This window comes from Caballeronia sp. AZ10_KS36 (assembly GCF_023631105.1).
Taxonomy (GTDB): Bacteria; Pseudomonadota; Gammaproteobacteria; order Burkholderiales; family Burkholderiaceae; genus Caballeronia.
The window spans coordinates 46,862-61,456 of the sequence record NZ_JALQDQ010000010.1 but is presented as its reverse complement, the minus strand read 5'-3'; the positions used below and the strand labels follow the sequence as shown (position 1 = coordinate 61,456).

At 67.5% G+C, this 14,595-nt stretch carries 7 protein-coding genes; 2 read left to right on the top strand and 5 right to left on the bottom strand.

Annotation, left to right across the window (positions count from 1 at the left end; genetic code table 11):
• Positions 1-384 precede the first annotated feature (384 nt).
• Positions 385-4,107 (bottom strand): exodeoxyribonuclease V subunit beta, encoded by a 3,723-nt coding sequence (gene recB, locus NCR35_RS06230; RefSeq protein WP_502801653.1) that lies wholly within the window; start codon positions 4,105-4,107, stop codon positions 385-387.
• Between the two features lie 5 nt (positions 4,108-4,112).
• The gene (gene recC, locus NCR35_RS06225) at positions 4,113-7,505 is read right to left on the bottom strand and encodes an exodeoxyribonuclease V subunit gamma (RefSeq protein WP_250533662.1); all 3,393 of its coding nucleotides are present in this window, start codon (positions 7,503-7,505) and stop codon (positions 4,113-4,115) included.
• A gap of 183 nt (positions 7,506-7,688) precedes the next feature.
• On the opposite strand from recC, the gene NCR35_RS06220 reads away from it, so the two are divergent.
• The gene (locus NCR35_RS06220) at positions 7,689-10,208 is read left to right on the top strand and encodes an FUSC family membrane protein (protein ID WP_250533661.1); all 2,520 of its coding nucleotides are present in this window, start codon (positions 7,689-7,691) and stop codon (positions 10,206-10,208) included.
• 10 nt (positions 10,209-10,218) lie between these two features.
• Here the strand turns inward: NCR35_RS06220 and NCR35_RS06215 are convergent, their stop codons facing one another.
• Positions 10,219-10,437, bottom strand: a complete 219-nt coding sequence (locus NCR35_RS06215; protein ID WP_244848317.1) for a hypothetical protein — start codon at positions 10,435-10,437, stop codon at positions 10,219-10,221.
• A 297-nt stretch (positions 10,438-10,734) separates the two neighbouring features.
• Complete coding sequence (locus tag NCR35_RS06210; RefSeq protein WP_502801652.1) at positions 10,735-11,208, bottom strand: Lrp/AsnC family transcriptional regulator; 474 nt, start codon at positions 11,206-11,208, stop codon at positions 10,735-10,737.
• Positions 11,209-11,326: 118 nt separating this feature from the next.
• Between NCR35_RS06210 and NCR35_RS06205 the strand changes: the two genes are divergently transcribed.
• On the top strand, positions 11,327-11,893 hold the full coding sequence (locus NCR35_RS06205) for a cysteine dioxygenase family protein (protein ID WP_250533658.1): 567 nt from the start codon (positions 11,327-11,329) through the stop codon (positions 11,891-11,893).
• Positions 11,894-11,907: 14 nt separating this feature from the next.
• Here the strand turns inward: NCR35_RS06205 and NCR35_RS06200 are convergent, their stop codons facing one another.
• Entirely contained in the window at positions 11,908-14,559 is a 2,652-nt protein-coding gene (locus NCR35_RS06200; RefSeq protein WP_250533656.1) for a mechanosensitive ion channel family protein, read from the bottom strand.
• Between the last annotated feature and the right edge of the window lie 36 nt (positions 14,560-14,595).

Below are 14,595 nucleotides of genomic sequence, written 5' to 3'. Positions count from 1 at the left end.
CGCGGACGGCTGGGGCGCGCGCCCGGGCGCCCGGCGAGTGGGCGCCCTGCCCCGGCGCCCGGGGTGGGGCCGGGGGCCCGCTTTCGTCCGAGAAGCGCGGCGCCGGCGCGGTCGTGTCGATCGTGCTCATGCCGTGCCTCCGGACATACGCCGGTCGAGCGCGGCGCCTTCATCCGCGAAGCGCGATGTCCGCGCGTTTGGGTCCATCGTGCTCATGCCGTGCCTCCGGACATCAGCCGCCGGAGCGCGGCGCCCTCATCCGCGAAGCGCAATGCGGGCGCATCCAACTCGATCATGCTCATGCCGTGCCTCCGCACATACGCCGGTCGAGCGCGGCGCCTTCATCCGCGAAGCGCGATGCCGGCGCGTTCAGGTCCATCGTGCTCATGCCACGCCCCCAAACATCTGCCGGTCGAGCGCCTCGACGAGCGCGAGCGGCGGGCGTCCGCGATGCACGCCGCTCGGCGCGCCGCTGTCGCCGTCGCGCCAGTCGGGCCGCACGCCACGCACGAACAAATACAGATAGCCGCCGACGTGCGTCTCATAGTCGTACGCAGCGAGCCGCGCCCGCAGATACCGGTGCAGCGCCACCACATAGACAAGCGCCTGAAGGTGATACGCGTGATGCGCCATCGCTTCGGCGAGCGGCCCGGCGCCGTAGTCCGCGGCGCGCTCGCCGAGATAATTCGACTTCCAGTCGATGATCCAGTAGCGCCCGTCGTGCTCCACGATCATGTCGATGAACCCCTTGATAAAGCCCCGCAACGCGCCCGCTTCCAGCGCGACGTCGGGATAACCGTGCGCGGCGAGAATCCGCCGCAGCGCCGCGAAGTCCAGCGACGGCGCGGGAAACAGAAACTCCAGTTCGTTCATGCGACGCGCGGGCGGAATCCGCGACAGCCGAAGACCCGGCGCGATCTCGGTCGAGAGCGTATCGGCGAGCAGGCGTTGCATCATCGGCCGAAGACGCCGGGAGAGCGGCTCGGGCGCGGGCGTCGGATGCTCGCGCAGCGCGCGGTCGATCGCATCGCCCCACGTCGCGGGCTGCGTGAAGTCCGCCAGTTCGTACATGCGATGCAGACATTCCCCCGCCGCCGCGCCGCGCGGAAACGCGAGGATGTCGTCGTCGGCGAGCGCGGTCTCGTCGCGCGGCGCGGCTGGCTGAAGAATCGGCACGTCGAGGTCCGCGAGTTCGTCGTGATCGGGCCGCGCGTCGACCGGCTGCGGCTGATTCGCCTCGTCGCGAGCGCCCGCCGCGATCAGCGAACTGAAGCTCGCCATGCGCCAGCGGTCGCGCAACAGGCGCTGATTGGTGCGCGCGGTCATCTCGTGCGGTCCCGCGGCCTCGGCGGCGAGCGGCTCCCGCGCGCCGATCACCGGCAACGGCGCCACGCCGATCGCGCCATCCGCCTGTGCTTCCAGCGCGTGCCACGCCGCGACGATGCCCGCTTCGTCGGGCGGCTCCTCGCAAAATGCGTCGAAGTCCTGCCCCGCGCCCGCGACGAGCCAGTTGAGCACGCTTCGCCGCGACTCCTTCGTCGACTTGTTCGAGACATTCGACATATACACGCCCGCGACGACATAGCAGCGATACACCGCCCGCGTCAGCGCCACGTAGACGAGGCGCGCGCGCTCCGCAGCCTGCTCGCGGGCGATCGCGGCGCTCACCTCTTTCGATTCGTCCTCGTCGATGCCGTAGTGCAGCACCGCTTCGCCCGCTTCGTCGTGATACTCCCTGGCGTCGGGTAAGCCGGACTTCGGCGCGTCGCGCGATGCGCCGTCGTTCAGGAACGGGCAGAACACGACCGCGTACTCCAGCCCTTTCGACTTGTGAATCGTCACGATCTGCACGAGATTGCGGTCCGATTCCAGCCGCAACTGCGCGTCCTCGCCGCCGCCTTGCTGCGCGCGCTGCGCGGCGAGCCAGCGCAGCGTCGGCGCGATGCCGGGCTGCTCGGCCGAACGCGCCTGCAACAGTTCCGCGAGATGGTTGATGTTCGTGAGCCTGCGCTCGCCGTCCGGCCGCGTGACGAGGCGCGCGGCGATCGACAGTTCGCGCGTCAGCGTGCGCCACATCACCGCGAAGCCGCGCTCGTGCCAGATCGTGCGATAGCGCGAAAAACGCTCGACCCAGCTCGTGGAGTCGTTCGGTCCGTCGTTCGAATCCGCTGCGGAGACCGCATGCTCCAGACGCCAAAGCGCGCCTGCATCGAGCCCGAACCAGTCGGTCGCGAGCGCGGCGCGCAGCCGCCGCAAGTCGCCCGGCGTGTCGATGGCGGCGAGCACGCGCTCGATCTGCTCGGCGTCGAGCGAGCCGAACACCGACGCCTGCGCCAGTTCCACGCTGCCGACGCCCCACGCCGCGAGCACGCGCTTCACCATGCTGCCCTGCCGGTGCGTCTGCACGAGCACGGCAATGTCCCCCGCGCGAAGCGGCTCGTCGCCGATGCGCACTTCGCCGTGTTGCGCGCCGCGCAAGAGCCGCGCGATTTCGGCGGCGCAGGCTTCGGCCGCATCGCGCTGCGCGTTGCCCTTCGAGAGCGCCGAATCGCCGTGCGGCAGCATCCACACGCAAAAATCAGCGAAATCGGAGTACGCGGCGGCGGGCGTCGCATCGACGAACGGCCCCCGCGAGCGCGTGCCCGCGCGCACCGGCTGATAGTCGAACCCTTCGAGGATGAACGCCGACGGATTCGCGCCGAACACGCGGTTGCACGCCTCGATGATGCGCGCCGTCGACCGCTGATTCACCGCGAGCGTGTAGCGCGCGTTCGCGCCCTCGCGCGCCGCGAGATACGTGTGCAGATCGGCGGCGCGAAAGCTGTAGATGGCCTGCTTCGGATCGCCGACGAGAAAAAGCGGCCCGTGCGGCGCGAACACGCGATTGAAGATGGCGTATTGCAGCGGGTCCGTGTCCTGAAACTCGTCGATGAGCGCCGCCGGATAACGCTCGCGCAGCGCCGCGGCAAGCCACGCATGTTTGACGAGCGCGTGATGCAGGTTCGAGAGCAGGTCGTCGAACGAGACGACGCGGCGCGCGCGCTTTCTCGCCGACAACTCGGCCGGCGCGTAGTCGAGCCACTCGCGCACGATATCGAGCCACAGCGCCCGCTGCGACGCTTCCGCAGCGGCGGCCGCAGCGGCGAGCGTCTCCGCGTGCTCGAAAAACGGATGCGCGGGCGGCGTGTGCTTGACCTTCGTGCCCTTCGCGAGCGCCGACGCGGTGATCTTCAGCGCGTCTTTCGGCGGCGGCGCGTGACAGTCGGCATCGGCGAAATACTCGGCCCACGCGTCGATGGCCGCTTCGATCATCGACCGCTTGTGCGAGGTCTGCTTCAGCATGGCCTCGGCGTCGAAGAGCAGCTTCGCGATGGCATCGCGCTCGGCGTGCCACAGCGCGCAGGCTTCGTCGAAGAGCGCCTTCGCGTCGGCGGCTTCGTCGGCTTGCACTTCGGCGAAATTGCCCCAGCGCAGCGTCGCGAGCGGTTTCTTCAGGCGGCGCGCGAGCTGCGCATCGAGCGATGCCGGCCCCGCGCCTTTCGCGACCAGCCACGATGCAAACGAAGGCACGCGCCCCGCCGCAGGCTCGACGCGCTCACGCCAGAAATCGGCGGCGAGTTCGAAGCGCAGCGTGCTGTCGTCGGCTTCCATGTCGAACGCGAACGGCATCGCGGCGGCGAACGGCGCTTCCTGCAATGCGCGCTGGCAAAACGCATGGATCGTGTGGATCGCGGCCTGATCGAAGCTATGCAGCGCGATGCGGATGCGTTGCAGCGCCTCGTCCGGGTCCATCTGTTCGAGCGTGGTTTCGAAGAGCCGCTCGATGAACGGATCGCCCGCCGCGTCGCCGTTTTCGATCGCATGCGCGACACCCGCGAGCCGCGTGCGGATGCGCTCGTGCAGCTCCGCGGTCGCGGCCTTCGTGAAGGTGACGACGAGAATGCGCTCGACGCTCAACTGCTTCTCCAGCAGCATGCGCACGTACAGCGCGCAGATGTTCCACGTCTTGCCCGTTCCGGCGGACGCCTCGATCTGGTTGACGCCATCGAGCGGGCACGCGAAAACGTCGAGTTCCTGCACGGTTTCGTGATTCACAACGTCAGTCATGGTGGTCATGCGCCGCTCCGCAGATGCTCTCGAAGCGGTTCGAAGACGATGCGCGCGAGCGCGGCGAAGCGTTCGTCGAGCATTAATGGTTCGCCGCGAAACGCGATGCGATACGCCGGATCGTCGGCTTCGGCGCGCGTGCGCTCCGACTCCCATGCGGCTTGCGCTTTGACATCGCCTTCGGTCAGCTTGAGCCACGCGCTCTTCGGAAAGAAACGCAGCGGCATGCGCCGTCCCGCGCGATACAGCGCCGCGAGCGTGCCGAGATGCGCGAGCGGATCGGCGACGGGCGCGAGTTCGAAATCCGCCGACTGCGCGCCGCGCCCATGCCAGATGGTGCGGCGCGGGCCGTCTGGCAGCGCCGCGCAATAGGCCAGATGCGCGAGCCACGCCGACAGATAATCGCGGGCGCGCGGCTGATCGTAGCGGTAGATCACCTGCCCTTGCGGCGTCAGTCGATTGAGCGTGCCGGCGAGCGTGAACGGCCGCTCGTCGATGAGCGCGTCGTCGTACTTCGCGAAGAGTGGCACGCCGGCGGTGTCGGGCCAGCGCGGCGCGATGTCGAGCACGAACGGCAGCCGCGTCACGCCTTCCGCGACCGACACGCGAATGCGGTCCGCCAGATGCGCAAGCGCGTGCATCTCGCGCGCCTGCCAGACCGCGCCCGTCGCGCCGCCCGGCATTTCGGGGCTCGTGCGTGCGACGTGGCGGGCGCGTTCACGGGCGCGCGCGGCGGCATCGTCCGTCGCATCGAGCAGCGACGGCAGCACGCGGGCCGCGAGCGCATCGCGGCCCGCGAAGCCCAGTTCGAACGGCTCGGTGATGTCGAGTTCCGCATCGGCATCGACGAGCGCAATGCCCAAGCGATCGCGCAGCAGCGCCCGCGCCGGATGCCGCCAGAAGCGCACGAAGTCGTCGAATGCGACGATGTCTTCGTTCTCTTCCGGCGGCAGCGGCGCATCGAAGAACGGCGGGCTGCCCTGCGTGCGCCCTGCCGCGAGCGCGCGCGCCAGTTCCGCCCGCTCCGGCTCATACGTGAAAAGGCGGCCGCCCGGCTCGAAGTACTCGGGCGCGAACGGCTGAAGCGGATGCTCGTGGACGAACAAGGCGCGCGCCTCGCGCAGGGCTTCCGGCGCCGCATGCTTGCCCGCGACCGCCTGCGCCAGATAATCGAGCAGTTCGTCGATCAGCGCGGCGGGCGGCAGCACGGCGTTGTCGCGAATGCTGCGCCCGGTGTACGCGATCATCAGCCGGTCGCGTGCGGCCAGCATCAGGTCGAGAAAGAGATTGCGCTCGTCGTCGCGCCGCTGGCGGTCGCCGAGCTTGCCGAAGCGCGCCATCAGATCGAACTCGTCGGCGCGCGTGAGGCTCGGCAGCATGCCGTCGTCCATGCCGAGCAGGCACACGACGCGATACGGCAAGCCGCGCAAGCTCGTGAGCGACGAGAACGTGACGCCGCCCCACGGCACGCCGCCGCGCGCCGGATCGTCGAGCGTATCGGTGAGCGCGGTGCGGATCACGGCGGCCGGCACGTGCGTGTCGCGCGCGCCTTCGTCGATGGCGGCGATCAGCGCGTCGATGGCGTGGCGCACGTCGCCGATGGTGTCGTTGAACGCGACGCCTGCATCGAAGAAACGCTCGAGCGCATCGAGCAGCAAATCGCCCCACGCGCGCGCAGTGCGCGGCGTTTCGATCTCTTTCGCGAAGGCGTCGATGTCGTCGATGAAGCGCGTGAGACGCCCGAGCAGTTCCGCCTCCGAGCCTTGCGGGCCTTCCACCGGCAGCCAGTCCGCGACCGGCGCGCCGCCGCCTGGAAGCGCGTAGCCGAGGTAGAGCCGCGTGAGCGCGTCGGCGAACGTGTGGCGCGCGGCAGGCACGTGCTCGGTCGTGACCTCGTCGGGCCGCAATCCGCGTCGCGCGCCCGCCTGCGCGAGCCACTCCTGCGCCGTTTCGAGCGATGCGGCGTCGATGCCGTAGCGCGCGGCGATCGCATCGACGCGCAGCCATTCGATCAACTCCGGCGCGCCGACGCCGCGCTCGGCAAGCGCGAGCCAGTCGAGCATCGCGCGCGCGACGGGGTTCGCCTGCGACGGCGGCAAGCCCGTGATGCGATACGGAATGCGCCGCCGCTCGTTGCTGGCCCCGGCGGGCGCGGTGCCGAAAATGCCGTCGATCAGCGGGCCCGCCACCGCGAGATCCGGAAACGCGACGAGCACGTCGGACGGTTCCAGACCTTCTATCGAGTCGAACCAGTCGAGCAGGCGGTCGTGCAGCACTTCCAGTTGCCGCGAGAGGCTATGACAGACGTGCACTTCCACGCCCGTATCGACGATCTCTTCCGGCAGCGGCGAGGCGTTGTCCTCATCGAGCGTGAGGATGCCGTTCTGCACGCGCGCGAGCCATGTCGGCGCGGGGTTCGCTTCGAACAGTTCGCGCTCGCTGGACGCGGCGCTCTCCGTCAGCTCGTTGAGCATATGCAATTGCGCTTGCGTCTGCCGGCCCCACTCCGCGAGCAGCGGATGACCGACTTCCTGAAAGTCCGCCTCGCCCTTCAGCTGCAATTGCTCGACGCGCGCCTCGCTCACGATGTCGAACCAGAATTCGCGGCACGGATTGAGCGCGTAGATGCGCACGTCGATCCAGCGCGACAACTCGCGCAAGAGCGCGATATGCAGCGGCGGCATGGTCGGCAGCGCGAAGACGCTGATGCGCCGCGGCCACTCGGCGCGCATCGCGGTATCGAGATCGAAGCGCGGCGCTTCGGCGAGAAAGCGGTAAGCGGGCGGCGTCGGGTCGTGCTCGCGATCCGGCGCTGCGAGATCTTCCAGCAACGCGCGCCACAGCGCCGCCTGCCAGTGTTCGTCCTGGCGCTGGATGTCGCTCGCGCCGGCAAGACGCGGCCCGCGCGCGTCGATCTGCGCGCCGCCGCCCGCGAGAAGCGAGCCGCCCGCCTGCCAGTGCGTGAGCCATTCCGGGCGATAAGTCAGATAGTGATCGAACACCGTCGCGATGCGGCGCGCGAGTTCGTAGCGCATGGAATCATCGGCGGCGTTCAGATACGTCGACAGGCGCGGCGCCTCGCGGAACGCGGGTTCGTCGAACAGGCGATAGCAGCGCCACGCGAGCCGGTCCGGCGCGAACGGCGAATGCGCGGGCACCGGCAGCACGCGGCCGATCTGCGCCCACAGCCACTGCGCGAGATAGCAGAACTGCACGTTCGCGCAGATGCCGAAACGCTCGGCCATGTCGAGTTCCAGCCGGCGGCGCACGGCTGCGCTCGGCACGATCACGGCCTCGCTCGCGAAGGGATCGCTCTCGCGCATGGCGAAGGCGTCGAGGTCTTCGAAGAGCGCGGCAGCGAGCGTTTCGTGGCGATTCGAGTAGAAGAGTTCGAGCATGGAAGGCGGTCGGGATGCGCTCTGAAAGCCGCGAAAGGCAAAGCTTTGTCAAATCAAGCGCCAGCATAACAAAGGGTCGCGCGTGCCGAGAACTCGGCCATTCGGCCGAGGTCCGAAGGCTCGGTGATTGGGTTAGACTCGACATCGCCCTTGCCCGCCCGCGAGCGTCCACACAGGAAGTCGATGCGTTACTCGTTCGAAATCAGGAAGTTCATTTACAGCCAGTACTTCTTTGGCGGCTTGCGCTCTGCGCTCGGCATCTCGCTGCCCGCGGTGCTCATGCTCACGGTGTTTCACAACCGCGAGCTCGGCTTCACGATCGCGACGGGCGCGCTCGGCGCATGCGTCGTCGACATGCCCGGCCCGCTCAAGCACAAGCACAACGAGATGCTGGCGTGCACGTTCATCGGCTTCCTCTCGGCGCTTGCCACCGGCATTGCGACGGCGCATCCGCTCACGCTCTGGCTGACCGTGGTGCCGCTCACGTTCGTGCTCTCGCTGATCGTGGTCTACGGCAACCGCTGGCCGCAGATCAGCTTCGCCACGCTCTTCATGATGATCGTGACGCTGGAAGAGCATTTCACGCCGATGCAGGCGCTCATCAACGCGTCGTGGATTCTGCTGGGCGGGCTCTGGTACACGTACTGGGCCACGCTCGTGTCGCATCTGCTCGTCTATCGGATCGAGCGGCAGGCGCTCGCGCAGAGCATCTTCAGTTGCGCGGAGTACCTTCAGGCGCGCGCCGAGTTTTATGACAACGACGCCGATCTCGACGAGTGCTACAGGAAGCTGATCGAAAAGCAGATCGCGGCGGTCGAGCAGCAGGAAGGCGCGCGAGACATCGTGCTGCGCAATCTGCCGAAGGTGAAAAGCGGCAAGCTGGATGCGCGGCGCGCGCGGCTTTTCAATCTGTTCATCAACATCGTGGACCTGCACGAGTTTTTCGTCGGCGCGCACACGGACTATCCGCTCGTGCGCCAGACGTTCGCGGGCTCGGACGTGCTCGTGTTCTATCGCGACCTGATGCGCAAGGCGGGCGAAGACTTGCAGGAGATCGGACTCGCGGTGCTGCAGAACCGTCCGGCGCCGAAGCAGATCAGCACGAAGGCCGAACTGCGCGCGATCGAATACGAACTCGAACTCATGCGCAAGCACGCGCTGCCGGAGAAGAATCCGGAGGCGTATGCCGCGGCGGCAGCGGTGTTCCGGCGTCTCTGGAGCGCGACGCGTCTCATCGACAAGATGCGCCGCCGCACGCGCGACGACGCGAGCCTGACCGAAACCGAATTGCAGATCGACCACGCGCTCTCGCGATTCATCTCCAGCCGGCGCGTGCCGTTCAGGCAGATCTTTTCGAACCTGACGATGGCGTCGCCGAGCTTTCGCCATGCGCTGCGCGTGACCATCGCGGTGGGCGTCGGCTTCTGGCTCGGCAGGCTCTTGCCGCTCACCAATGCGTACTGGATCGTGATGACCACGGTCATCATCCTGAAGCCCGGCTATTCGCTCACCAAGCAGCGCAACACGCAGCGGATCATCGGCACGGCGATCGGCTGCGCGGTCACCATCGCGCTCATTCTGCTCGTGAAGGACCCGCATATTCTGCTGGTCGCCATGTTCGCGTCGATGGTGATGAGCTACAGCCTGCTGCTTTTCAACTACGCGGGCAGCGTCGTGTTCACGTCCAGCTACGTGCTGCTGATGTTCCATCTGCTCGCGCCGGGCAGCTTGCGGCTGATCGGCGAGCGGGCCATCGATACCGTCGTCGGCTGCGCGATTGCCATCGCGGCGAGCCACCTTTTCCCGTACTGGGAATATCGGCTGATGGGCAAGCTCGTGAAGGATCTGCTGGCCGCGACGCGCAATTACCTCGAAGCCAGCTGGGGCTGGAAGGCGAAGGCGGCAGCGGGCGCGGCACGCGCGGCGGCAACGGCAACGGCCGCGGCAACCAGCGCGCCGAGCGCCGTCTTTGCCGACGGTCAGGCGCGCGCCGCGTTTGCCTCGTCGATGCAGCCGGTCTCCGTCTCCGCCGAAGCGGCCAGCGAGCCTTTGGAAGCCACCGCGACGGCAGAAGCCGAAGCCGTCGCGGCGAGCGCGATCAAGGCCGCGAGCGCAACGGCCGAGCGGCTCTCGTCGGCGGGCATCGGCGAGAGCACGGCTGCGACCGCGAGCAAGGGCGCATCGGCCGCCGCCACGGTCGTCGCGTCCGCGCTCGATCGCGACTACGGCTATCGGCTCGCGCGCAAGAACGTGCACGTCGCCTTCGCCAACCTCGCGCAGGCTTTCCAGCGCATGATGCTGGAGCCGAAGGCACAGCAAAGGTATGTCGCCGAACTCAACGATCTGCTCGTGCAGAGTCACGTGCTCGCGTCGCAGATCACGGCGGCCGCGCCGCTCTTGCAGTCGCTCAACGGCGCGGACGGCCAGTCATTCGAACCGGTGCAGCGCGCGTTCGCCGTCGTGCGGGACAACTTGTCGGAAGCGCAAGCGGTCGTCTCCCAGGAAGACGGCGCTGCGTCGCCCGATGCGATCAAGACGCTGCGCCGCGATCTGGATTCCATGGTCGCCGCGGCGGAACGCGCGCAGAGTCTGCCCGCCGATGCCATTCAGGATCTGAAACTGCTCGCGCATCAATGCAAGCAGATGCTCACGGCGTCGGCGCTCATCCGCAAGGACGCGACGCAGATTCACCTGCCCGCGTGAAGCGAACGCCTCACTGCGAGGCGCCGGTGGCCGGCAGTGCCCGACGCGCGTCGCTCGCGGCGGCGGGCGGGGCATTGTGTTCGTCGAACTCGCGCTTGTCGCGGATCGCATTGAAGAGCAGCGTGAAGATCACGAGCAACACGACGACCACGATGAACACCGTAATGCCCAGAGTCGGATTCTTCTTGCGCGGGAGGTCGGGGCGATTCTGGCGAGGGTCGTCGGTCATGGCGGGCGGAGTGGCTCGTTGCGGATTTCGAGATAAAGCCAGCATCGTACCCGGACAGCTTTTCAGTTGGATTGCGAACCGGTTGTGGACATTTCGCCCGCCGAACAGCGCGCGTGAAATTCACTGCTGCATCGCTCGCCTTGAAGCGAGTGCGCCTGATTCGCCATACTCAACGCGATTCCATGCGCGTCCGATTCCGGCGAGGGCTTGAAGGGGCAAGGCCGGAATACCTAGTGACCGGACGTGTTGCGCCGCCCTCCCCGGGCGGCTTTTTCTTGGCGCTTTGATGCGACGCAGTCAGGCGTCGGCGGCGGGCCGCACCGGCAGCGCCGTCGAGTACTTGATCTGTTCCATCGCAAAGCTCGAACTGACATCGTAGAGCGGCACCGCGCGAATAAGCTGTTTATAGACGCGGTCGTAATCGTCGATGTCGGATACCACCACGCGCAGCAAGTAATCCGTCTCGCCGCTCATTCGATACACCTCGACCACTTCCGGGATATCGCGCACGGCGCGCGTGAATTCGTCGGCCCAGCTCTGCGTGTGCTGGTTCGTGCGCACGGCGACGAACACCGTCGTGCCGACGCCGAGCTTCTTCGGATCGCACAGCGCCACCTGTGCGCGAATCACGCCGGTCTCCTTCAGACGCTGCACCCGCTTCCAACACGGCGTCTGCGACAGATTCACCCGCGACGCCAGTTCCGCGATAGGCATGGTCACGTCGGTTTGCAGCAGTTCCAGCAGCTTGCGGTCGATGAGGTCCATTCCCATACTGCACCCCCGATAGGAAAATTTTCTATTTTTGCTTCTCCGAGCGGAATTATATGGAAACCGTTTCCGGATGCAAGCCGGTATAAATTCGTGATCGACATCACCGGCACGCGTCATCATGAAACTCGAACTGGCCACTCAATACAGCGCGCATTTCCCGGCTGACCGGAATGCTGCCGTCAGCCGCCTCTGTCACGAAATCGACGCCGCGCTCGATGCCTCGCTCGATGCCGACATGTCGTTCGGCGTGCGCGTGCATGCCGCGCTTTCCCGGGCGATCGCCGACCCGGCGCTTCTGCGTGCCGATCAGCGCGCCGGCAGTCCACAGGGCTACCGGCGTCATCTGCTCGCCGCCGATCCGCTCGGCCGTTACGCGATCGCCGCGCTCGTCTGGGAGCCGGGGCAGTCGAGCCCCGTGCATGCGCATCGGACATGGTGCGGTTATGCGGTCATCGACGGCGCGCTCGCCGAGACGCAGTATCGCTGGGACGCGAACGCGCATCGCGCCATCGAGACGCGCCGTCATCCGCGCGAAGCGGGCGCCGTGTCGTACGCGGACGCGGGCCGCGGCGCGGTTCATCAGCTCTGCAATGCCGATGCGACGACGCGCGCCGTATCGATCCACATTTACGGCGTGGCCGGCGAGCATATCGCCACGCACGTCAACGATCTTCTCGCCGCCTGATCGACCCGGTCGACTCAACCTTTGCCGGGCTCGGGCGCGGTCGTGATTTGCGGCGGGATCGGCACCGAGAGATCCGTGGCGGGCGGTGCGGGCCGCGGCTCGTGCGATACGTCGACTGCCTTGACGGTCGCCGCCGGGCCGGACTCCGCGTCGGCGAGCGGTGGCTCGTCGTCCAGCCAGATGCGCTTGGCCTTCGCGGCGTGCGCCGCATCGCCCGCGCCGTGCATGCCGTTTTGCGTCATCTGAACCTGCATCTGCGGCACGGGAATCTCCATGCCCGCAGCGTCCATTTTCCGCTTGATGCGCAGGTTGAACGCGCGCGCGACGCTCCATTGCAGAAGCGGCCGCGTCTTGATCTGCCCTTTCACGACCATCCAGTTCGGATCGAACCGGTCCAGTCCCCAGACTTCGACCGGCCCCAGCATCTCGCGCCGGTAGCGCAGATCGTCCATCAACTCGGCGCCGACCTCGCGGATCATCTCCGTCACTTCGTCCACGTCCGCCGAGAACGGCACACGCACCTCGAACACCGCGTACGCGAAGTCGCGCGACAGGTTCTTCACCGTCTTGATCTGCGAGAACGGAATGGCGTGGATCGCGCCTTGCCCGTCGCGCAGCCGCACGGTGCGTATGGTCAGGCTCTCGACGATGCCCGCGTGACCGCCTTCCACTTCGATCGAGTCGCCGACCGAAATGGTGTCTTCGATGATGATGAAAAGCCCCGTGATGAGATCCGCCACCAGCGATTGCGCGCCGAAGCCGACCGCAAGACCGATCACGCCCGCGCCGGCGAGCAGCGGCGTCACGTTCAGCCCGAGATTGGCCGCCGTCACGATCGCCGCGACCAGGAAGAGCACGACGAACACGACGTTGCGCAACAGCGGCAGCATGGTGCGCGCCCGCATGCTCGGCCCGCGTCCGCTGCGCCGCGCCGAATCGGGCTTGAGCGCCTCCTGAATGCCCGTGTCGATCAGAATCCACACGAGCCACACGACGAAGAACGTCAGCACGATCATGCCGACCGCGTGCGTGATGCCGCGCGCCGCCACGCTGCGCTCGGCCATCTGCGCGAGCGAGAAGCCCCAGAAGCGCGACGACACTTCGAGGAACGCGAGCCATATGCCGACGACGATCATCGTGCCGACGAACTTCACGAGCCGCCGCACATACGCCGACTGGCGGCGCGGCCTGCGCGATCGGGGCCGTGAGATGCGGATGACGATGGCCGAGAGGAAGAACGCGACGACGAGCGAGCCGGCCGTGGCGATCGCCATTTGCAGCACGTTTTCGGACGTGCCGATGCCCGCGAGCGTCGCCACCACCGACGCGCACGCGAGCAGCAAGAGCGGCACTTGCCACAGCGACGCGACCACCTCGAACGTTTCGGTCGCGGCCTTGCGCGTGTTGCGCTGCTCGTAGGTGCGGCTGCGGATCAAGTGCGCGACGGGCCGCTGGAACGCCAGCGCGAAGTACGCAGTGAGCCCGGCCGCGAGCATGTTCGCGAACGTCGAAATGAGCGCCGACAGATTGGTGCCCAGCTGCTGGGCGACGTCGTAGTTGGCGGCGGCATCGCCGAGCGCGCCGAATGTGCCGATGGCGAACAGCAGCCGCCGCGCGTGAACGATCAGCACGTTCACCGCGACACGCCGGTGCGCCGACCCGAAGAGCGAGAACATGATGAGACAGATCGCCGAGAACACCGCGCCCGCGACGATCGCGTAGGCGGTGACCATCGCGAGCGTGCGGCCGAGTGACTGCGGCATCAGGTGCACGAACGTCAGCGCCGCGACGAACGCGAAGACGTAGGGCGCGACGCGCCGCATCGTGAAGAGAAGCAGTTCGCGCGTGGTGGGATTCGAATGCAGCCCGGCTTCGATGCCATAGCGCCTGTGCATGCGGCGCTGCAGGCTCACGAGCAGGAACGCGCATGCGCCCCAGCCCGCGAGCGTCGCGACGTAATTGAAGAGCGTGCGGCCGAACGGCTCGCGGCTCTGGCTCGTGACGATGGTGAAAAGTTCGTTGCCCGCCGCGTTGAAACGCCCGCTCCAATACGCGAACGGCGTCTTGCCGCGCTTCACGTCCGCTTCGATGCTCGTCAGCGCCGACGCAATCGCGCCGAGCAAACCGGCGTTCTGCGCGATGGCCGCCACAACTGATGAGGCGGCGCTAGGCGTGGCGGTCGGCGGCGTGGTCTGCGGCGGGGCGGCAGCGTCCGTCGATGCCGGCTGTCCGGCGGCTGCGGTCGGCGGCGCGATCGCGGCGGCTTCGGCCGCGCGCTTGGCGTCGCGCAGCTTCTTCAGTTGCGACACGAGCGCGCTGCGCTGGCGGTCGCTGTCGAGCGTCGAAATGACGGTGTCGAGCGAGCGCACCATCTCAGCATCGGAGGGAACGGACGCGGATGCACCCGACGCCGCGTCCGCTGGCGCTGCCGGCGCGGGCGGCGCGATCAGTTCCTGCAGCGACGGCAGGTCGAGCGCCGGGGCGGCTTCTGCGGCGGGGATCGTCAGCAGGAAAAGCGCGGTGAAGATGAGCGTCGTCAGGAACGATATCGCACGGATTCCGGGGATGCCCGCCTGCTGTACGCCGCGCCGCAGCGCAAAAGCGGAGATCCGGGATATCGCGACGAACGCCAGCGCGCCGCGATCCGCGAGCTTGCGTAGTTTCATAACGGTCTCGATTTCCGAAAGACCGCCAGTTTAGCG

Bases quoted from the DNA above. Each gene is read 5' to 3' on its own strand.
- recB (WP_502801653.1), bottom strand. From the start codon at position 4,107: ATGACTGACGTTGTGAATCACGAAACCGTGCAGGAACTCGACGTTTTC.
- recC (WP_250533662.1), bottom strand. From the start codon at position 7,505: ATGCTCGAACTCTTCTACTCGAATCGCCACGAAACGCTCGCTGCCGCG.
- NCR35_RS06220 (WP_250533661.1), top strand. From the start codon at position 7,689: ATGCGTTACTCGTTCGAAATCAGGAAGTTCATTTACAGCCAGTACTTC.
- NCR35_RS06215 (WP_244848317.1), bottom strand. From the start codon at position 10,437: ATGACCGACGACCCTCGCCAGAATCGCCCCGACCTCCCGCGCAAGAAG.
- NCR35_RS06210 (WP_502801652.1), bottom strand. From the start codon at position 11,208: ATGGGAATGGACCTCATCGACCGCAAGCTGCTGGAACTGCTGCAAACC.
- NCR35_RS06205 (WP_250533658.1), top strand. From the start codon at position 11,327: ATGAAACTCGAACTGGCCACTCAATACAGCGCGCATTTCCCGGCTGAC.
- NCR35_RS06200 (WP_250533656.1), bottom strand. From the start codon at position 14,559: ATGAAACTACGCAAGCTCGCGGATCGCGGCGCGCTGGCGTTCGTCGCG.